Origin of the sequence: Paraglaciecola arctica (assembly GCF_018861065.1) — a bacterium.
GTDB lineage: Bacteria > Pseudomonadota > Gammaproteobacteria > Enterobacterales > Alteromonadaceae > Paraglaciecola > Paraglaciecola arctica_B.
On the sequence record NZ_JAHKQO010000037.1, the window covers coordinates 1 to 20,270 of the forward strand.

The 20,270-nt window shown below is 41.1% G+C and carries 13 protein-coding genes; 9 read left to right on the forward strand and 4 right to left on the reverse strand.

Features of this window, described 5'->3' with window-relative positions; translation table 11 throughout:
* The 7 genes from KO534_RS16910 to KO534_RS16940 form a co-directional block, all read left to right on the forward strand.
* Positions 1-1,193, forward strand: a 1,193-nt coding sequence (locus KO534_RS16910) for an Ig-like domain-containing protein (RefSeq protein ID WP_215931280.1), incomplete at its 5' end; no start/stop codon positions are given.
* 96 nt (positions 1,194-1,289) lie between these two features.
* Complete coding sequence (locus KO534_RS16915) at positions 1,290-3,464, forward strand: type I secretion system permease/ATPase (protein ID WP_215931282.1); 2,175 nt, start codon at positions 1,290-1,292, stop codon at positions 3,462-3,464.
* Complete coding sequence (locus KO534_RS16920; RefSeq protein ID WP_215931284.1) at positions 3,461-4,834, forward strand: HlyD family type I secretion periplasmic adaptor subunit; 1,374 nt, start codon at positions 3,461-3,463, stop codon at positions 4,832-4,834. The genes KO534_RS16915 and KO534_RS16920 overlap by 4 nt, the downstream gene beginning before the upstream one ends.
* Before the next feature lie 61 nt (positions 4,835-4,895).
* Entirely contained in the window at positions 4,896-6,266 is a 1,371-nt protein-coding gene (locus KO534_RS16925) for a TolC family outer membrane protein (RefSeq protein WP_215931286.1), read from the forward strand.
* Positions 6,256-6,912 (forward strand): OmpA family protein, encoded by a 657-nt coding sequence (locus tag KO534_RS16930; protein WP_215931288.1) that lies wholly within the window; start codon positions 6,256-6,258, stop codon positions 6,910-6,912. Before KO534_RS16925 ends, KO534_RS16930 begins: the two co-directional genes overlap by 11 nt.
* 15 nt (positions 6,913-6,927) lie before the next feature.
* Positions 6,928-7,638, forward strand: a complete 711-nt coding sequence (locus tag KO534_RS16935) for a transglutaminase-like cysteine peptidase (protein ID WP_215931290.1) — start codon at positions 6,928-6,930, stop codon at positions 7,636-7,638.
* A gap of 3 nt (positions 7,639-7,641) precedes the next feature.
* Positions 7,642-9,564, forward strand: a complete 1,923-nt coding sequence (locus KO534_RS16940) for a bifunctional diguanylate cyclase/phosphodiesterase (protein ID WP_215931292.1) — start codon at positions 7,642-7,644, stop codon at positions 9,562-9,564.
* Positions 9,565-9,679: 115 nt separating this feature from the next.
* On the opposite strand, the gene pmbA is transcribed toward KO534_RS16940, so the two are convergent.
* Positions 9,680-11,005: a metalloprotease PmbA gene (gene pmbA / locus KO534_RS16945; RefSeq protein WP_215931293.1), complete on the reverse strand. Its 1,326-nt coding sequence runs from the start codon at positions 11,003-11,005 to the stop codon at positions 9,680-9,682.
* An 85-nt stretch (positions 11,006-11,090) separates the two neighbouring features.
* Here pmbA and yjgA point away from each other — a divergent pair, with 85 nt between their 5' ends.
* Positions 11,091-11,630 carry a ribosome biogenesis factor YjgA gene (gene yjgA / locus KO534_RS16950; RefSeq protein WP_215931295.1) on the forward strand — a complete coding sequence of 180 codons (540 nt, stop codon included), beginning with the start codon at positions 11,091-11,093 and terminating at the stop codon, positions 11,628-11,630.
* A 5-nt stretch (positions 11,631-11,635) separates the two neighbouring features.
* Complete coding sequence (locus tag KO534_RS16955) at positions 11,636-14,071, forward strand: Ig-like domain-containing protein (protein ID WP_215931297.1); 2,436 nt, start codon at positions 11,636-11,638, stop codon at positions 14,069-14,071.
* Positions 14,072-14,078: 7 nt separating this feature from the next.
* On the opposite strand, the gene tldD is transcribed toward KO534_RS16955, so the two are convergent.
* From tldD to KO534_RS16970, 3 genes are read right to left on the reverse strand one after another with little or no spacing between them, the layout of a single operon-like run.
* Entirely contained in the window at positions 14,079-15,521 is a 1,443-nt protein-coding gene (gene tldD / locus KO534_RS16960) for a metalloprotease TldD (RefSeq protein ID WP_215931299.1), read from the reverse strand.
* Positions 15,514-16,317, reverse strand: a complete 804-nt coding sequence (locus KO534_RS16965) for a carbon-nitrogen hydrolase family protein (RefSeq protein WP_215931506.1) — start codon at positions 16,315-16,317, stop codon at positions 15,514-15,516. The genes tldD and KO534_RS16965 overlap by 8 nt, the downstream gene beginning before the upstream one ends.
* Before the next feature lie 28 nt (positions 16,318-16,345).
* Positions 16,346-20,260 carry a YhdP family protein gene (locus tag KO534_RS16970; protein ID WP_354667955.1) on the reverse strand — a complete coding sequence of 1,305 codons (3,915 nt, stop codon included), beginning with the start codon at positions 20,258-20,260 and terminating at the stop codon, positions 16,346-16,348.
* Positions 20,261-20,270 lie beyond the last annotated feature (10 nt).

Genomic DNA, 20,270 nt, shown 5'->3' on the forward strand with positions numbered 1-20,270 from the left:
TGAATGTGGCAAACGTGAATGTACCACCTATTGCTGAGGACGATATCTTTAGCGTGGATGAAGGTAACAGTGTAAGCGGTAACGTTATTACTCATAATGATGGTGATGGTGCAGTTGATACTGACGGTGGCGATGGCGGAGCTTTGAGTGTCACTCATGTGAATGGTATTGCTTTAGTCTTTGATGCCACTACAGGTGAAGCGACAGTGGCGATTAAAGACGGTACTTTATTGATCAAAGCAGATGGTAGTTTTACTTACAATAATATTGGTTATGTGCTGGGTACAGCTGCCCCTAGTTTTAATTATACTTTAAGTGACGGTATCGATTCTGACATAGGTGCGGTTACAATTAACGTAATTGATTATGCACCTGATGCTATCGACGACGTAAATTATATTCAACTGACACAACTAGGTGATACAGATACAGCTAATCGTAATGGCGTTAAAGGAAACGTAATCACTACAGGTAGTACTGGTGATAATGCCGATACATCTGTTGATGGGTTTGGAACTCCAATTATCACCCAAGTCGAATACAATGGAAGCACTTTTCAATTTAGTGATACTGTCAGTTCACATGCTATTGATACTGGTTTTGGAGTTCTAACAATCAGCAGTTCTGGGGCATATAATTTTGTTACTCCGAAAGGTATGCAAATACCCGACGCAGATATGAACTTAGTATTTACTTACACAATTCAAGATGGAGACTTAGTTAATCCAGAAGAAGATTCAGCGGATCTAACTATCAACATTAAAAAACCTGTCGCACCAGAACCATTATCAAATGAACTGGATTTAGATTTCCAACAAACAAGCACTACTATTGACACTACATTTGATGCGAAAGTGGCTCTGCAGGCTGACAAACTTGCGTTTAAATTCTCACCAGACTTAGACGGTTTAGGCGATATATTAACCGAAGCTAACACTGACGGTCTTGAGACATATTTAGCAGCAATCGGGGAAGATAACCCTTCTAAAGTCAATATTGAGCTTACCAGTTCATTAAAAGATTCACCTTTAGATGACGCTAAGGTATTGTCGAAAGAGCAGAGCGACCAAGAGTTCAGTTTTTCGGCAACCGTGACTAATGGGTTATTGGAGGGAGGCGGCACCATAATAAGTGATCAGGCCGCAGCCACAAGCGCACCTATTGCTGAATTCGACTCGGCTGAATTGTTATAGTAGGATTCTCTTAGTGTGCAATTTTACATAACACAGTCATATCTCTATTGATTGTGTTATGTTTGCTGTGTTTTGTTTGAAGGAATATAAAGCTAAGTGCAATCCTCGGTTAAAGCTACTACTCAGTGGACAATAAACGCATCGCAGCGTTTAACTTCAGATCCTTTATTAGACAGTTTAGTGTTATTAACCGAACACTTTGGCAATCCTTGTTCTGCTGAAGCGTTAACGGCTGGTCTTCCTTTGACTGGCAGTCACCTGACCCCTGAACTCCTACCTCAAGCCGCTTCCCGCGCAGGGCTTAGCGCAAAGTTAGTGCGAAAAGGTTTAAACGAATTACCTTCAATGTTGTTGCCTTGTGTCTTGATGCTCAAAGACAAAAATGCCTGTGTATTACAGGAATTGAACCTTGAAGAAAACAAGGCCATTGTCACCTTGCCGGAAACTGGCGGCGAAGAGCAGCTTTCGATTGAAGAATTAGAATCCAGCTTTGTTGGTTATTTGTTTCTAATTAAGCAGCAATATCGTGGCGACAGAAATTTTGATGTACATATCAATGACTCCAAAAAACATTGGTTATGGCAACACGTTAAAAGTGCAACGCCGATATACCGAGACGTCATCATTGCCTCTATCATGGTGAATATTTTTGCTCTGGTTTCACCTCTTTTTGTGATGAATATTTACGATAAAGTGGTCCCCAATTTAGCTTTTGAGTCGCTTTGGGTATTGGCAATTGGTGCTGGTGTCGCTTACATTTTTGATTTTATTTTAAAGCAATTACGTGGTTACTTAATTGATGTGGCCGGTAAAAAAGTGGATATAGAAGTTTCTTCTAAATTATTTGCCAAGGTAATGGGGATTCCGCTAGAAAAACGTGCGCCAAGTATTGGTGGTATGGCCAAACAAATCACTGAGTTTGACAACGTCAGGGAGTTTTTCTCTTCGGCTACCATTACCGCATTGGTAGACTTGCCTTTTGCTTTGTTATTTATGTTTTGTATCTGGCTAGTCGCGGGCGATTTGGTTTTGTTTCCCATCGTTTCCTCTGTGTTAATTATTGGTTATACCATTTATACGCAACCTAAACTTCGCGCTGCCATCGAGGAAAGTAATAAGTTTTCAAGTCTTCGACATGGTCACTTAATTGAATGTTTGGGAGCCATTGAATCCATTAAGGCTAATGGTGCAGAAGGTGTCGTGCAAAATGCGTGGCAACAGATGATCGGACATACTTCCAGTTGGTTGCTTAAGTCTAAAATGATCACCAATTCAGTGATTAATTTCGCTAGTTTTATCGTGCAAATTTCAATCATAGGTGTTGTCGTGTTAGGCGTTTACCGAGTATCCGACAATTTGATTTCTATGGGGGGCATTATCGCCGCGGTGATGTTAACTGGCCGCGCGATTTCACCTGTAGCAAAATTAGCCGGTTTGATGACGCGCTCAAATCAAACCGTTAGCGCCTTAAGACAACTCGATAGCTTAATGGAACAAGAAGGTGAGTTTGAAGACAAAGGTCATCTAGCAAGCCGTCCCAAATTGTCTGGGAATATTAGTGCAGACAGTATTAGTTTTACCTACCCAGATACAAAAAATAGTGCATTGCAAACAATGTCTTTGGATATCAAAGAAGGTGAAAAAATAGCCATAATTGGGCGTAATGGTTCAGGTAAAACCACCCTAGCTAAATTACTACTGGGTTTATACCAAGCGACTTCTGGTAATCTTCGCTTTGATGGATTAAATCATCAACAAATACACCCTAGCGATCTGCGGCGAAATATAGGTTATTTGCCTCAAGATATCATTTTGTTTCACGGTACTATCCGCGATAATATTCTGTTTGGTACCAAACAAGTGACTGAATATCAGCTCATTAGAGCGGTACAATTATCTGGTGTGAATGCCTTTACTGATCACGAAACTCAAGGTTTAGATCAACAGGTAGGTGAAAGCGGTAACAATCTATCTCGCGGACAACGACAGTCAATTGCTTTGGCGCGTGCAATTTTAAATACACCGCAAATCCTACTATTAGATGAACCCACAGCCAGCTTAGATGCCCGTGCCGAACAGCAATTCATACAATCCATTAGTGCCACTTCAACCGACAAAACCTTATTGTTAATTACTCATAAAATGGAATTACTGTCTTTAGTGGATAGGATCATCGTTCTAGAAAAAGGTAAGTTAGTGATTGATGGCCCTAAAGACGAAGTTTTGCAAAAGCTTAAAGAAGGTAAAAACAAAGCGGCGGTTAAGCCATGAAAGTTAGCCAAAAAGACCTAGAAATGGCCGATGATGTATATGGGGCAATGTTAACTGAAGTGCCTAGTTTGCATCGTTTAATCATCTGGTCCATGGCAGGATTACTGGTTAGTTTTATTGTTTGGGCTTATTTTTCTGCACTCGATCAAGTGACCTCAGGTATCGGAAAAGTCATCCCTTCCTCTCAAGTACAGATTATTCAAAGTTTAGATGGCGGAGTACTGCAACAATGGTTTGTGCAAGAGGGCATGCCCGTTACCAAAGACCAACCTATTGCCAGAATCGATGACACTCGTTTTCGTTCAGACTTCGCAGAACAAAAACAAGAAGTGGATAGCTTACGAGCCAATATCATCCGCTTAAGAGCAGAAATTTCCAGTATCTTGGTGGGTAATAATGAAGATTGGAAGTTGCAAATTGAAATAACCAAAAAAGTGCCAATTTATCCTGAGGATCTAAATCTCAGTGCAGAATTTATGGTAAAGGAACAACAAGAAGAATACTCAGGTAGATTAGATAATTTAATCAACCAGTTGGCTATCCAAGGGCAACAAATACAACAAAAAGAGCAGGAAATAACTGAGTTAGAGTCGAAAATTAACACGCTAGGTATCAGCTTAAACTTGGCTAAAAAAGAGCTAGCGCTAACTACGCCCCTTGCTGAAAAAGGCATAGTGTCAAAAATAGAATTGTATAAATCAGAGCGCACCGTCAATGATCTTCAAGGTGAGTTAGATGGTGTGCGTTTGTTAACCCCGCAGTTAAAATCCGCGTTACAAGAAGCCATACTCAATCGACGTGAAACCGTTTTGTCGTACCGAAACGAAGTAAGAGCAACACTTAACGAACTGCAAAATAAACTCTCCCGCATTAACGAATCTCAGGTCAGTGCTCAGGACAAAGTCACTAAGGCATTAATTTTATCGCCTGTTGTGGGAACCGTAAAAACCATACATGTCAATACTTTAGGTGGCGTAGTAAAACCAGGACAAACTATTGCAGAAATTGTTCCTACGGAGGATCAATTAATGGTAGAAGCTAAAATTAAGCCTAGAGATATTGGTTTTATCTATCCAGGTTTACCTGCAGTGGTTAAAATAACCGCGTATGATTTTGCCCGATATGGTGGTTTAACTGGTACAGTAGAACACATCAGTGCCGATACGACTCAAGACGAAGAAGGAAACAGCTTTTATGTGATTCGTGTGCGTACCGATGCTTCAAGTATCAAAAATAAAAACCAAGAAGAGATGCCAATTATACCGGGCATGATGACAAACGTAGACGTTATCACCGGTAAACGTACAATTTTGGAATATATATTAAATCCGCTGTTGCGTGCTAATGAAGCCGCACTTAGGGAACGATAACGTACAAGCAAATTACTAAAAAACAATAAGATGGAGTTTTTATGACTAAAGGTAAATCGTTATGCGCATAACTGCAGTATTATTCTCATTATGCCTGCTTGCATTGTCTTCACAAGGACTAAATGCACAGAGTTTAGAACAAACAGTCGCCCTTGCATTAGATACTCACCCTGATATTCGTCAGGCGTTCGCCCGTTTCAAATCAAAAGAAGAAGATGTTAATCGTGCTTCGGCTGGATATTTGCCAACAGTCGATGTTACGGCTGGTTATGGATACGAATACACTAATACTCCTGGAAACCGTTTATCGGATTTGGGGTTTGACGATGGTGAAACTGAACTTGGCAGAGGTGAATTTGGTATCAGTATCAGTCAAATGCTGTTTGACGGTATGTTCACTAGTCATGAGGTTAAACGTACTAAATTTGAAGCCAGTGCGGAACAATGGACTTTGGTTAGTACAGCCGAAGATTTAGCTCTTTCAGTTAGCCAAGTATATTTAAATTATTTAAAAACTCAGCAGTTGGTGACTTTGTCTGAAAAAAACGTCGAGTCTCATCGAGAAATTTACGGGCAAATAAAAGAACGAACTGATTCAGGAATGGGAAGCATAGCGGATCTGTCACAAGTAACAGGTCGCCTAGCCCGTGCTCAATCTAACTTAATTGCCGCGCGCAATAATCATGAAGATGCCCGAGCGGAATTTATTAGTGTCACCAACATTATGCCTGATGATTTAGTCATGCCAGTACCAGATGCTGATATGTTACCCGCTGACAGTGCTAGCGGATTAAGTTTTGCTTTAGAACGACATCCCATCATCAAATCTGCACAGCAAGATATTCGAGCGGCTCGGGCTTACAGTGGCTCGGTTAAAGCCAATTATTATCCTAAATTGTCTCTTGAAGTGGCTGCTAACGCCGACAATGACATTGCGGGTGAAGATGGCTTTAACCGAACTGGTTCAAATGTAGGTGGGCATCGCAATGACCTAAGTGTCATGGTACGTATGCGTTATAACCTTTATTCCGGTGGTAAAGATGTGGCGCTAGAACGAGGAGCTGCTTATAAAACCACAGAAGCGCAGGAAATAAACTACCGTGCCCACCGTGAAGTTACAGAGAGCTTTCGCTTAGCATGGAACGCATATGAAATGTTGGGGTTACAAAAACAATACCTGCAACAACACGTCGTGACTTCAAAAGAAACTCAAGAAGCCTACCAACAACAATTTAGTTTGGGGCAAAGAAATTTGCTCGATTTGTTGGACACAGAAAATGAACTTTTTCAGGCGCGCCAAGATTATTTAGATGCTGATTTTGATGAGTTGATAGCTAGATATAGATTATTGAATGTAACCGGACAATTGCTTGATTCGTTGCGAGTGACTCGGTCTTCAGCTTGGAAAGGAGAACATGAGTATGAACATTAAGTCCACTATGAGGCATATTTCAGTTTTTGAGGTGTCTGCTGCGACAAAGTTATCTTTAGTACTGTGTGGAGCCTTGTTGTTTTCTGGTTGTGCTAGTAACAACATAGTTAAGTTAGAACCTAGTGTTAAGCAGTTGCAGGATCTGAATGATTACGACCGCGACGGGGTCATTGAGGCTAGAGATAAATGTGACAACACGGTTTTAGGTGCAATTATTGATAACTACGGCTGCGGCGCAAAATCTACTTATATTGTTCCACTAAAAGTGGACATTAAGTTTGCTAACGATTCTTATATGTTGCCGAATTCAGCAATCCCAAAAATTCAACAAGTAGCGGAAATGCTCTCAGAAAAACAGGATCTTAAAGTCTTGATTGAGGGGCACACCAGTAAAGTTGGGAGTGCTGCACACAATCAAATTTTATCAGAAAACCGTGCGAAAGCGGTTGAATCAGTTTTGGTTAAAGATTACAAAATATCGCCAGAGCGTGTGTCGTCCATAGGTTACAGTTTTGATCGATTGGCTGATACAAGAGATACAGAAGAAGCACACGAAACCAATAGGCGTATCGTCGCTGAATTGAGCAAAACAGTGAGTAAGGATGAAATGCGTTGGACTATTTATACGGTAGACCAAGTCCAATGATAATTAGTGAGTAATATGACGAGCAGCCGTTTTATAACAAGGAGGTTATTAAAGAAGCCAGTTCAAATATTACTACTAAGTATGACCTTTTTGTCTGCGCTTTATGCCGATCAAATTACTGAACTTGATGGTCCCAAAATTGTAAAGGCGCTGCAAAGTAGTTATGGCGATCGCGCCGCTAAACGCGGCGCAGCTTGGCTTAACTTAATGGTTCCAGACCCAAGCTCCTTAGAGCAAGAAAACTTAAAAAAGGTGAATCGTTTTTTCAATACCTTTCACTTTATTGATGATATCGAATTATGGGGAGTGAACAATTATTGGGCTACTCCGGTTGAGTTTATTGGAGTAAATGGTGGAGACTGCGAAGACTATTCAATCGCCAAGTATTTTACCTTATTGGAGCTAGGTATAGCTGATGAAAAAATGAGGATTACTATGGTCAAGGCCGTACATCTTAAGCAATATCATATGGTGCTTGCCTATTACGAAACGCCGGCTTCTATCCCCCTAATTTTAGATAATTTAGATGGCGTAATTAAGCCAGCTAATGAACGTAACGATCTTATTCCTGTGTTTAGCTTTAACGGTAGTCAGCTGTGGTTAAATAAAGAAAGAGGTAGCAGTGTTTTGAGTGGTAACTCTTCGCGTCTTAAACGATGGCAAGATTTGCGTCAACGCATTAACACCGCAAAACTCAAACAACCCAAGATAAAATTGGAGTTTTAAGTAATGACCCTTTTTAGACAAATAAACTCACTTCTATTTGGACTGTTTTTGTTGGTGATGGTCAGTTTAGTTTATTTTCAATTTACTCAAACCCGCGACTTTATGAATCAGCAAATGCAGTCCGACTTGAACAACACCATGACATCTTTAGGGTTGATGTTGCAGCCTCATATAGAAACCGGCGATATGGTATCGGCCGAAACCTTGGTCAATGTGATATTTGAGGGCGGGTTTTATCGTAAAGTGACCTTAACTTGGTTGGCGGATAACAAAAAGCAAACTTGGGAAAACCCAGTGGTTATTGAAGGTGTACCACAATGGTTAATTAACTTGGAAGTGTTTGGCGTTCAGAAAAAAGAAAGCATCATTACGTCTGGTTGGATGCAACTGGCTACGCTAGAAGTGGAGGCTCACCCTGCACTAGGGTATCAGCAACTATGGCGGATCATGAACGATACTGTGATGATTTTATCTCTGTTGTTTATTCTCAGTATCTTTTTGTTGAGGTTTAGACTAAACCGTATTCTAAAACCATTGCATGATATTGCATTGCAGGCTAAACAATTAGGGCAACGCAATTTTGGGCAGGACTTAGCCTTACCGCAAACTACAGAATTAAAAGACGTTGTCAGTGCAATAAACTCGATGTCGGGTCAACTAAAACAAGTATTCCTCACTTTAGATAAAGAAGTGAGTGAGCTAAAAGAAGACAAACTTGTTGACCAAATTTCACAGTTACCTAATCGACAGTACTTATCTGCGCAAATTAATAATTGGCTAAATGAACCGGGCTTTGGTGGGCTTATTTTAGCTAAGTTTGATTGGTTAGAAGACATCCATAGTAAATATGGGTACCAAGGTCGCGACCAAATTATTAAAGTTTTGTCAAAAAGAATGATGTCAGAATTACCCCATATTGCAGAAGGGGTCATTGCTAGAATAGCTAACACTGAGTTTGCATTCTTGCTGACTAAAGCAGAACATCATCAAATTGAGAGTTACCTACAAACTCTTATAAGAATTATCAATCAGGAAATTTCTAAGGCTGGCTGTAATGCTAATAGCAAATTTGCCTTGGGTGTAAGCCAACGTATCGATAACATGCAGCCTTCTGATTTGTTATCCCAATCCGATAATGCGTTACAACAAGCCCTTAAAGAAGGCAAAGTTAGTCATTGGATTGATGCACAGCAGCCTCAAAAATATAACCGAGAACAATGGCGCGCTAAGCTAGTTAACGCAATAAACAACAATCATTTTATGTTCCAGTGGCAGCAAGTCAGTGCGATGCGTTCTGATGAAGTGATTCAACGTGAGCTTTATTGCCGTTTACACATTGACGAAAAAATTGTTAGCGCAGCCGAGTTTATGCCTTTTATTGAATTGTTATCTTTAGGAGCACAACTTGACAGATGTTTACTCGAAAGCATAGCGCAGCAGAAAATTGTGGAGCAGACCAAACAAGCCGTTGCTATTAACTTAACCCAAGATAGTGTGCAAGACCCTGAGTTCGCGCCATGGCTTACTCAGTTTTTGCAAAAAACACAACATAGCGACCATATGTTATTTGAAATGTCAGAGTCAGCGTTAATTAGCTCTTTTGAACAATGTAAAAAGCTTTCAGAAATAATACGTCTGGCAGGAGCAAAATTTGGTGTTGATCAGTGCGGTCGTCAAATGGGGTCACTTGATTACCTTCAAAAACTTCAACCTGATTATATTAAACTGGACCAATCTTTTGCCTTTTACGAAAAGCTAAATCAAAGCAATGAGATGTGCAGAGCATTAATCAATGTTGCCAATGGTTTAAATATTGCGGTAATTATTACCGGTATTGAAAATAAAGATCAATTAAAGCAGTTTGCATCATTACGAGCGGACGGATATCAAGGTTATATATCGGCACCAGAGGATATCTCTGTGTAATACTTGGTTAGCTCAATAACTCTCATACTTATTGAGTCACGAGTGGTTAACAGGTAATCCACTAAGGCAACAGAAGGTTGCCTTAGTGTTACTAGAATTCGATGAAACTCTAAGCTTATTCGCCTGCTATCTGCATTTGTTCGATTAATATTGAGCCCGTTTGCACACTGCCGCGGGTTTCTTGCTCTGCGCCAACAGCCACAATATTTAGCAACATATCAGCTAAGTTACCTGCTATGGTTATTTCGTGAACTGGATATTGAATGATTCCATTTTCTACCCAAAAACCCGCAGCACCTCTAGAGTAGTCGCCAGTTACAATATTGACACCTTGCCCCATAAGCTCTGTTACATATAAGCCCGTATCAAGTTTTTTGAGCATTGCTTTATCAGATTCGCCGCTGTGTTGAATAAACCAGTTATGGATGCCACCGGCGTGACCTGTAGTCTGCATGTTGAGTTTACGAGCCGAGTAACTGGTAAGAAGGTAATGGTTGAGTATTCCTTGGCTTACTACATCCATATCTCGGGTGATGACACCTTCGTGGTCAAAAGGGGAACTGGCGAGCCCTCTCAAAATATGGGGGCGTTCGATTATATTAAACCATTTAGGTAATACTTGATGCCCGAGTTTATCTAACAAAAATGAAGATTTTCGATACAAACTACCACCGCTAATGGCACTGATTAAATGACCAAATAGGCCCGCAGCAATTTCGCGGTCAAACAACACAGGCACCTTGCAAGTTTTAATTTTTCTCGCACCTAGTCTATCCAAGGTAAATTTCGCCGCTTCTCGACCTATTTGTTCCGGGCTAATTAACTTGTCAACTTCGCGAGCAACGGTATAGCTATAGTCGCGCTGCATGTCGCCATCTTGCTCACCAATAACTACACAACTCATGCTGTAGCGACTACTGTTATATCCGGCATTTATGCCATGACTATTACCGTACACCTTAGTGCCTAAATTGGCGTTGTATGACGCACCGTCTGAATTAGTAATACGTGGGTCGACGTCCAAAGCGCTCGTTTCGGCAGCGATAACTTGTTCAATGGCGTAATCCGTATCCAAGTCAACTGGGTGAAATAAATCTAAATCTGGATAATTAAAGGCCATTAAATCTTTATCGGCTAGACCTGAACACTCATCATCACTGGTATGTTTAGCTATTTCTAGGGCTTTTTCGACGGTGAGAGTTAATGCTTGGGGTGACAAATCAGCAGTTGAAGCACTGCCTTTTTTCTTGCCTTGGTATACGGTAATACCTAGGCCGCCGTCGTTGGTAAATTCGACAGTTTCCACTTCTTTTAACCGTGAAGACACGGCTATGCCTTCTACTTTGGATAAGCTAGCCTCGGCTTGAGTCGCGCCTTTATCCTTGGCTAATTCTAAAACATCTTCTACTATGCTCTGTATTTCAGCTAATTGTTGTTGCATAAGGCCTTCATTATTTGGCTACACTGTAGTTTATTATTTCGATGGGGGTTACAATCTTCAATAGTGTATCACTAAAGATAATGTCATGGTTGCCTCGAAAAAAAACAAAGATATAGAAGTTGAATTCGACGTCAGTGAAGAAGACGAACAACTTAGTAAAACGCGAATTAAAGCACAAATGGTTGCGATGCAGAAATTAGGTGAATCTTTAGTTCATCTTGGTCAATCCTCGTTAGCCAAAGTGCCTATGAACGAAGAATTACTAGAAGCGGTGATGCTTGCTAGGAAAATTTTGCGAAAAAAAGAAGGCTATCGTCGGCAATTGCAATTAATTGGCAAAATAATGCGCAACACTGATATAGCACCAATAGAGCAAGCTTTGGCCAATATAAAATCTGCCCATAAAAAAATAAATAATGCTTTTCATGGAATTGAAGTGCTGAGAGACGAAATTTTGCAGCAGGGCGATAAAAAAATTGACCCTACTATTGCAGATTATCCCCTTCTTGACCGCCAAAAGTTAAGGCAATATGTACGTCAAGCAAATAAGCAACAAGCTGAAAATAAGCCTCCAAAAGCCTCCCGTGAGCTTTTTCAATATTTAAAACAAACCATAAACGGATGATTTTTATGCGAATGAATTTTATTTTTGCTTTTTTTGCTGTGCTTATACTAAGCAATTGTGGTGGAGTGTCAGGCGACAATGGCAGTGATCCTTTTGGTTCAGGAACAACATCAGACACATATAGTATTTCCTTGGCTATTCTTGACCAGCAATGTGAGACGAAAACGGAAGCTAGTTTTACCGCAGGTGAAACTGTATGTGTTCAGGCAACGTTGAAGCAAGGTTCAAAACTTGTATCGGGAGAAATCATCAGTTTTTCAACTGGGGTTGAGCAGGTTTCTGAACAAACTAAACTTACCGATAGCAATGGTGTTGCTGAAATATTCGTAGAAAGTAGCAGTGGCGATGTTGGGGCCTTAACGCTAGTGGCAAGTTTTGACGAGGTTACTTCACAAACGAATTACGAGTTTCTAGCGGTTGAAACGCCTTATGCACCTGAATTAAGCATAGATTTAAGCATCCTTAAAAATAGTGTGTCAGTTAACCGTTTCAAAGTGAACGAACAAGTTCAAATTCGCGCCTTTGTTAGCGATGAAAACGCGCAACCGGTTGAGAATATTATTGTAAATTTTACAGTGGACAGGGGTGGTCTCAGTACAGATGATGCGCTGACTGATACTTCTGGAATCGCCCAGGTAACGCTAACACCTGAGGATGCAGATATTGGTGCCGCTACAGTAACCGCTTTTACATTAGTTGATGATGAAGAATTATTAACGTCACTTAATTTCGAAATTCAAGCGTTGGATGTGACTAGCGAACAAATTGTCAGAGTGGGACATTTTGATTCCGACGGTGTGTTTGTAGAAAATGAATTAGGCATAAGCGCATCTGACGAAGATGGCAACGTTGAAATTAGCGCTGGCGCGACTTTGGGTGTTTCATTGGCATTAGTGGATGAAAACGACCAACGTATTTTGACGCAAACCCCAATTACTTTTACATCTAGTTGTGCTGAGGATGGATTTGCCAATATTGATCAACAAGTTAATACGGTAAATGGTGAAGCCTTTGCTACCTATGAAGACTTAAGCTGTGCAGGCGGAGACGGTAATGAGGATGTGATAGTCGCGTCACTTGTAGTAAATGATTCCACCGTTTCCATTACTCGTTCTATTTCCATACTTGCTGAATCAGTAGGGTCCATCACGTTTATTTCTGCAGACCCCACGCAACTGGTGTTACAAGGTACCGGTGGTCAAAATAGCCAAACTATTTCAACTTTGGTGTTTCAAGTTAATGGCACATTAGGCAACCCACTTGCACAACAAAACGTGGTTTTTTCACTGAACACTGAAACTGGTGGATTGAGTTTATCTCCTGCTACAGGCATAACCAATTCGCAGGGACAGGTAAGCACCCGTGTCACCTCTGGAAATGTACCTACTTCAGTTAGAGTGACAGCTGAAGTGCAAATTGACACAGGTGCAACTGTGCTAACTCAATCAGACTTACTGGCAGTGAATACCGGTTTGCCCGACCAAAATAGCTTCACACTATCTGCAGACAATCTAAACCCGGAGGCTGACAGTATTAGTGGTCAAACTGTCAACGTTGTCGCACGTTTGGCTGATACCTTCAATAATCCGGTGCCAGATGGTACCTCTGTGAGTTTCACTACTGAAGGTGGTTTTATAGAGCCTAGTTGTGTGACAACTAGCGGTACATGTAGTGTGGTTTGGACAAGTGCAGAGCCGCGAACAACCGATCATAGGATCACCATTTTAGCGACTGCCATAGGTCATGAAACTTTGTTTGATGCCAACGGCAATAATAGTTATGACGATGCAGATGGTTCAGCAATTAGGGATAATACTGATAGTGGATTTACGACCAGTCAGTTTGGACGTACTGGATTTGTTGACCATAGCGAAGCCTGGCGAGATGATAATGCCAACAATATTAGAGATTCATTTGAAATATTTTTAGACTACAACAGTAACGGCCAATTCGATGGTCCAGATGGCCTCTTCAATGGTCCTCAGTGCACATCCGCTAGTACTTGTGGTGAGGATACAGCTAATACATTACATGTTCGCCGGTCGTTAGAGCTGGTATCTGCTAGCTCAGAAGCATATTTAGATATTCTGAATCAAGGTAACTCGGTAATATTCAGCAACCATCAGAGTGCTTCCGAGCCTACTCTAGAGTTAGAGCGCGGCGAAATCATCAATTTAACATTGAGGTTTTCAGATACAGCCAACCAACCTGTAGCTAGTAGTTCGACTATCACAATTACCTCCAGCTCAGGTTTATTGGCAGGACAAATTAGTTCGGTAATGAGATCTACAAATTCGAATAGTGCTTCTAGTGTTGATTTTACCTTAACCAATAACCTTAGTGAAACCACTGGAATTGCGACCACTGCAACAGTTAATGCTGAAGTGGTTTCGCCAAGTGGAATTGTTTCAGTGGTAACATTTGTTGTGACACTTAACTAGAAAAAAGTTAAGCGGTACCGCCAACAGTTAACTCATCTACTTTCAAGGTGGGTTGACCAACACCAACGGGCAAACTTTGCCCGTCTTTACCGCATACTCCAACGCCTTTATCTAAGGCCAAGTCATTACCTATCATGGAGATTTTTTGCATCGCTTCTGGGCCGTTGCCAATTAAAGTAGCACCTTTGATTGGCGTGGTGATTTTGCCTTTTTCGATAAGATAAGCTTCGGATGTGGAGAATACAAATTTGCCTGAGGTGATATCGACCTGTCCGCCGCCAAAGTTAGGTGCATATATGCCTTTATCAATTGAGGCAATGATTTCTTCGGGTGATGATTCTCCACCCAACATATAAGTATTGGTCATTCTCGGCATAGGCAAATGAGCATAAGATTCACGGCGACCATTTCCGGTCGGAGCAACACCCATTAATCGAGCATTGAGTTTGTCTTGCATATAACCTTTGAGAATACCGTCTTCAATTAACACATTGTATTGAGTAGGAGTGCCTTCATCATCAACGCTGAGTGAGCCACGTCTATTAGCTAATGTGCCATCATCTACTACGGTACAGCCTTTTGCCGCAACTCGTTCACCAATTCTGCCACTAAATGTAGACGCGCCTTTACGGTTAAAGTCACCTTCTAAACCATGGCCTACTGCTTCATGTAACAATACGCCAGGCCAACCATTACCAAGCACAACCGGCATTTGCCCTGCCGGCGCAGGAATAGCCTGCATATTTATTCTGGCCATATGAATCGCTTCATCTGCAATTTGTTGGTAGCGAGGTCGACCGTCATCGTCTGTGACAAAATAATCATAGGCAAATCTTCCTCCAGCACCAGAGCTACCTCTTTCACGGCGGCCATCTTTTTCCATTAATACTGAACAATTAAAACGGATAAGCGGACGAATATCGGTGCAAAACGTGCCATCTGTTGCAGCGATTAAAATTTCTTCATATACACCACTGATGCTTATGACTACTTGGCTCAAAGCGCTTTCTTGTTTGCGGATATATTCATCCGCGGCTCGCAACAGAGCGATTTTTTCTTGCTCTTGCATTCCCAAAAGTGGATTTTCGCTATGATAGCGACTAACAGGGCGACTTGGCTTGAGCGCAGTAACTTTGTGTTTGCCACCTGAGTTGGCGATGCTTCTTGAGGCTTTTGCTGCTTTAAGTAGTGCTTCGGGGGAAATATCATCAGAGTAAGCAAACCCGGTCTTTTCACCACTTACTGCACGCACACCTACTCCGCGCTCAATATTGTAGCTCCCTTCTTTAATGATGCCGTCTTCTAATACCCAAGTCTCATGTTGACTTGACTGAAAATACAAATCAGCGAAATCATTATCATGCTGATATATGGTACTTAGAGCTGTTTCTAATGTGGCTCGGGTTAGATTTGATGCATCTAGTAAGTTCTCTTCGACCAAATTAGACAAGGTGACTCCTGAATTTGTTGTGCTGATAAACTGGCATTTTAGTGCGAATTTCAGCGAGTAATGGGTGATCAATTTGAGCATGAATCATGCCGGTATCATGGGGTAACTCAACTAGTTTGTCGCCCCAAGGCGAGATGATACAGGAGTGACCGTAAGTTTGTCGTTTATTGCTGTGTTTACCAGTTTGATTTGCGGCAACAATGTAACACTGATTTTCTATGGCACGCGCCTGAAGCAATGCATCCCAGTGTGCCTGTCCAGTTTGCTGTGTAAAGGCAGCAGGCAATGCCAAGACGTCTAATTGTGCAATTTGATTCATCGCTAAAAACATACCTGCAAACCGTATGTCATAACAAATGGCTAAGCCTAGAATGCCAAATGGAGTGTCAGCGACAATAAGTTTATTACCTGATTGCGTGTAGCGAGATTCTTGATAGGTACCGGTATTATCTGCTACTTGGACGTCGAAGAGGTGTGTTTTTTGATATTCTTCGACTATTTCGCCACGGTCACTAATTAACAAACTCGAAGCTGTGAATTTATTAGCGGTGGAACATAGTAGTGGCAAACTACCCGCGACTATCCAAACGCCATATTGTTTAGCTAAGTCTTTAAGCCTCTGTTGTATGGGGCCATGATTTAAATCTTCCGCAATCTCTAGCATCAATTTATCGCCCCCTCCAAAACACGCAAAACATTCTGGCAAGACTACTAAACAGGGTCTTTGTGGGGGTAGTTTTTGAAGCTGTTGCTCTACAAATTCAAGGTTTTCTTCAACTAAGGGTGAAGACGTCATCTGAATAGCGACAATATTAGGGCGGGTTTTATCCACTTTTTGCTCCCTCAACAATTTTTTGGTTGTTAACCTGTGGTTCTAATTGTAAGTGCTTAGATTGGTCAGGTTTTTGGGGTTCGAGCTGCGGCGTTATTCTCGCAGGTAAAGAGACTTCTTTACTGTCTCTGCCTAACTCAGTGAGTTGAGGTTCATCCAAAGAACCAGTTAATGAAAACTTGATGTTTGAAATGACTTTAGCAGATGTCAGCATCTGATCTAGCGCAAGTGCTGCTAATGCTGTAGCAGGATTGATCATCCACGCCACTATTACAGGCAAGCTTGATGTCACATTTGGGGTGAACTCGATTTGGTAATTTAGTTGTTGAGCATTCAGGTCGGTATAACCGTGCATAGAGATTTCTCCGGCTCCGCCATCAACTAAAGTATCTTCAGTATATGCGATACCATTTTCTAGCTGAAAACTGCCGTTAATTTTATCGTAGAAAAATCCCTTGGCAAATATGTCTCTAAAATCAAGCTGCAGCTTACGCACCAATGAATCAAGACTCAGTAGACTAAATATTCGTGAACCTTGGTCACTTACTTCAGTTAAGTAACCATCGCTCAAGCGCCATTCAATTTGGCCATTAAGGCTGTCGAAGTTAAATTCGTAGGGGGAGTTTTTCCAACTCAAATCGAATTTGGAGCTGGTTTTCGAATCTTTGATCCCCGAATCTAAATCAAACCCTTTTAGGAATGCACCAAAATCGGAACTGCTAAATTCACCTTTTAATCGAGTACTACTTTGGCCATTATTTAAGAACCAATCGCCTGAACCGTAAAATAAACCATGATCATTATTCAATCGTACCTGTTCGATTTTCATACCAGTGGCTGAGCGGGTTAAACTAAAATCAATCTTTCCAAGATCATTTTCCATTAGGCGGCAGCGCTCACAGGAAAAACTAATGGGAGGTAAAGTCTCCATATTGGCAACAAATTGATTAGACGAGCCGGACTGTTTTTCACCCTTGTTGGGTTGACTGTTTTGCCATTGCTTCATTTCGATAAAGTCAGCGTTAATATCGATTCCTTTATTTAGCCAATCTTTATATAAGGTCATTTCCATGCGGGTTTCTTCGGCATTGATGTCAAAAAGCCAGCTATCACTGGTATTTTTTGCCACCATCTCTAATCCAGTAAATCTCTGAGAAGCGATTAGTGCGCTATCTGCAGTGATGAAAATGCGTTTGGGCGCCTCGATTAAGGGAGTTTCATTATTGTCAGGGAGATCACCAATAAGGGCGTTGATTACATTGTACCAAGGAGTAGCATCTAACTCCTGCATATTGGCTGAGATACTAAAACCTAGGCCCATTCCTAACATGTCTGATTGACCAATAGATAAATGTGCTCGGGAAAATTGCATATCGCTATGAGGTAAATTACCGTTAAATTCAACCTCCTTTCCTAAGGTCGCTTTTATTGAAGAGGCTTGTTCATTTCCTTGGCTAGTGATTAAAAGCGGCAAAGATTGTTCTGAGTGTTTCGCAAATGGTGCAGGCAAATCTGAATCAATATTTGATAGATTACTGAATATTTGAGCGGAGTATTCATATCCTTGGGGTGGCAGAGTAAGTGCGATATCTGCTGACCAATTGCTGGTTCCTGAGAGGTAATCGATTAATCCAGGAGAACAAAGTTCCAGCAAAGGTGTCACCTCCCAATCTCCCTTGATATTAATATCTGTCTGGTAACCACGAGTTTCTTGTAAGCCAGCCAATTGCAATGTAATGGGTTGCTGTAATAAATGCGCCTGTATATTGCTGGCATTAATTTTACTGTTAACGAAGCTTACTGTGCCATTGGCTTTTTCTAACAAAATATTCAGGCTAGGCAATTCAACTTTGTTTTCGTTTAATTGCACTTTACCCTTCGCGACTAACTCTTTACCTGACAGAGGGATCATTAAATTCAATTGAGTTTTTAGCGGACCATTGACTTGCACTTGTTGTAAGGTTTTTCCGAGCGTATCAGCTAGATTACTTTGCAGCATTAAGTCTGTTACTTGTTTTCCATTGGCTTGGGCGTCTGCATCGATGATTAATACTGCATTTGACGCGAGTTGCGGAATTTTGGCTGATAAGTTTGTTAGTTCAACATCTAATAGACGGCCTTTTTGACTAACCATAGTGAGGCTTTTATTCTCGAAAAGTAGATCGACATCAAAATTGTTTAGCGCGGGCCATTGTGGCGCAAATTTTAATTCTCCGTCGTTTATTTTGACCTGTGCCTGAAATACCCCTTGCCCCTGTTCAAAAGGAAATTGGTTAACTTGGCCGTGCCACAATAATTGCGCATTTTCTATTTGACCTTGGATCAGCGCGTTGGTGAGGTATTTTTTTGTGTCTTTTCCCATCAGTTCTGAAGGGTAAAGTTTGGGTAACTGCTTGACGTCAATGGCTTCAATTTGGGTCGATAACGCTAAGTATTTATTGTGACTACTATAGTAAAAATGCGGGCTTAAACTAATTAGGTCGCTTTTCAAAAGGGCATTTTCAGAGCTAACATTGACGCCATTGGCATTGGTCTCAATAAATAAATCGGCATAAAAGCGTTGGTATTCGATATCTTCTGGTAACAATTTATCAATTGAAAGTTGCCCCGATTTGCTTTTTAAGTTTAACCGTCCGTTACCATTGAACCAATTTAACTCGGTTGCCATACCAGACATACCCGGAATCGCCGTGGTTTGTTGCCAGGTTAAGTCGCTTATTGCTGCTTTAACTGCCACGTCGCCGTCTAAAGTGCGATGAATATCTATCGAATCTAATATCGCTTGAGGTTGCAGTGATTCAATTAGCTCCGTTTGGTTTGCTTCCAATGCTAAGGCTAACATTGGCAACACAGATGCCACTTGTAGTGGTTGCTCATGTTGCAACGACAAGGCTCCAGTTTTGTCTACCTTACCTAACCAATTTGAGACCAACACGTTATCATTTATTTGCATGGTCAAATTATTGAGGTTAAATAGCCACTCATCATTCACTGGACTGGCATTTATTTGACCACCCAATACCGCCAATTTTGTGTTATTTTCTGAGTTATCTTTGTTTGGATGTTGCCAGTCAAAGCGGCTATTAGATAGATCAAGTTGTACCGATTGAAGTGATTTTTCTTTAATGGTTGCCCACATAACAAAACTGCCACGACTCTCAAGTAATTCGTGTTTGCTGGGGACCCAATGTTCAATCCAAGGGGATAGGTCTACTTCTTCTCCTTTGGCGAAAAAGGTGCCAAATAAGGTTTCTTGATTGCCATATAAATCCAGAATAAATGACGAAGAATTCTTTGCGATTTCTTCAATTTGCATTTGTCCCACACCCTGATGGTGCTCGTCTTTATTGACCCATGACACTTGGTCAATCAGTACAACTTGTCGCTGATTGTTTGCTGTGTTGATAATTATTTTACTTTGACTAATAGAAAACAGTTGTAGTTGCTGCAAAAACAGCTTTTCTAAGGCATCGATTATGGGGTAATTGTTTTGCTCTTGGCTAATCGAAGCTACATCAATAGTTAGTTCCATTTCCTGTAGGTCAAATTTGTTAGATTGAATTTGCCAGGCCAAAACAGATTGCCAAAAATCGATTTCAATGGATGTTTCGGCAATGGTAAGATTCAATGGAGACTGTTCGTTTTGGATTAATTGAATATCGCGTAAAACTATAGCGGGTCCTATGCCTTGCCATCTTGCAGTTATTTCACCAATTTTAATTTGAGCGCCAACTTGGCCGGACAACCAAAGCTCTAAGTAATTTTTTTGACCGTTCATATAGGGCAAAGAATAACGTGCAACACTTAAAACCACCGCAACCACAACTAAACTCAAGGCAACCAATGCCCAGAGTTTTTTGATCAAGTAGGCGACATAAAATGAAGCGCCTTTGGTTTTGGTATTCACGGTTTTAATC

What these genes read in the sequence shown, in the direction of transcription:
- KO534_RS16920 (WP_215931284.1), top strand. Translation starts at nt 3,461, where the DNA reads ATGAAAGTTAGCCAAAAAGACCTAGAAATGGCCGATGATGTATATGGG.
- KO534_RS16925 (WP_215931286.1), top strand. Translation starts at nt 4,896, where the DNA reads ATGCGCATAACTGCAGTATTATTCTCATTATGCCTGCTTGCATTGTCT.
- KO534_RS16930 (WP_215931288.1), top strand. Translation starts at nt 6,256, where the DNA reads ATGAACATTAAGTCCACTATGAGGCATATTTCAGTTTTTGAGGTGTCT.
- KO534_RS16935 (WP_215931290.1), top strand. Translation starts at nt 6,928, where the DNA reads ATGACGAGCAGCCGTTTTATAACAAGGAGGTTATTAAAGAAGCCAGTT.
- KO534_RS16940 (WP_215931292.1), top strand. Translation starts at nt 7,642, where the DNA reads ATGACCCTTTTTAGACAAATAAACTCACTTCTATTTGGACTGTTTTTG.
- pmbA (WP_215931293.1), bottom strand. Translation starts at nt 11,005, where the DNA reads ATGCAACAACAATTAGCTGAAATACAGAGCATAGTAGAAGATGTTTTA.
- yjgA (WP_215931295.1), top strand. Translation starts at nt 11,091, where the DNA reads ATGGTTGCCTCGAAAAAAAACAAAGATATAGAAGTTGAATTCGACGTC.
- KO534_RS16955 (WP_215931297.1), top strand. Translation starts at nt 11,636, where the DNA reads ATGCGAATGAATTTTATTTTTGCTTTTTTTGCTGTGCTTATACTAAGC.
- KO534_RS16965 (WP_215931506.1), bottom strand. Translation starts at nt 16,317, where the DNA reads ATGACGTCTTCACCCTTAGTTGAAGAAAACCTTGAATTTGTAGAGCAA.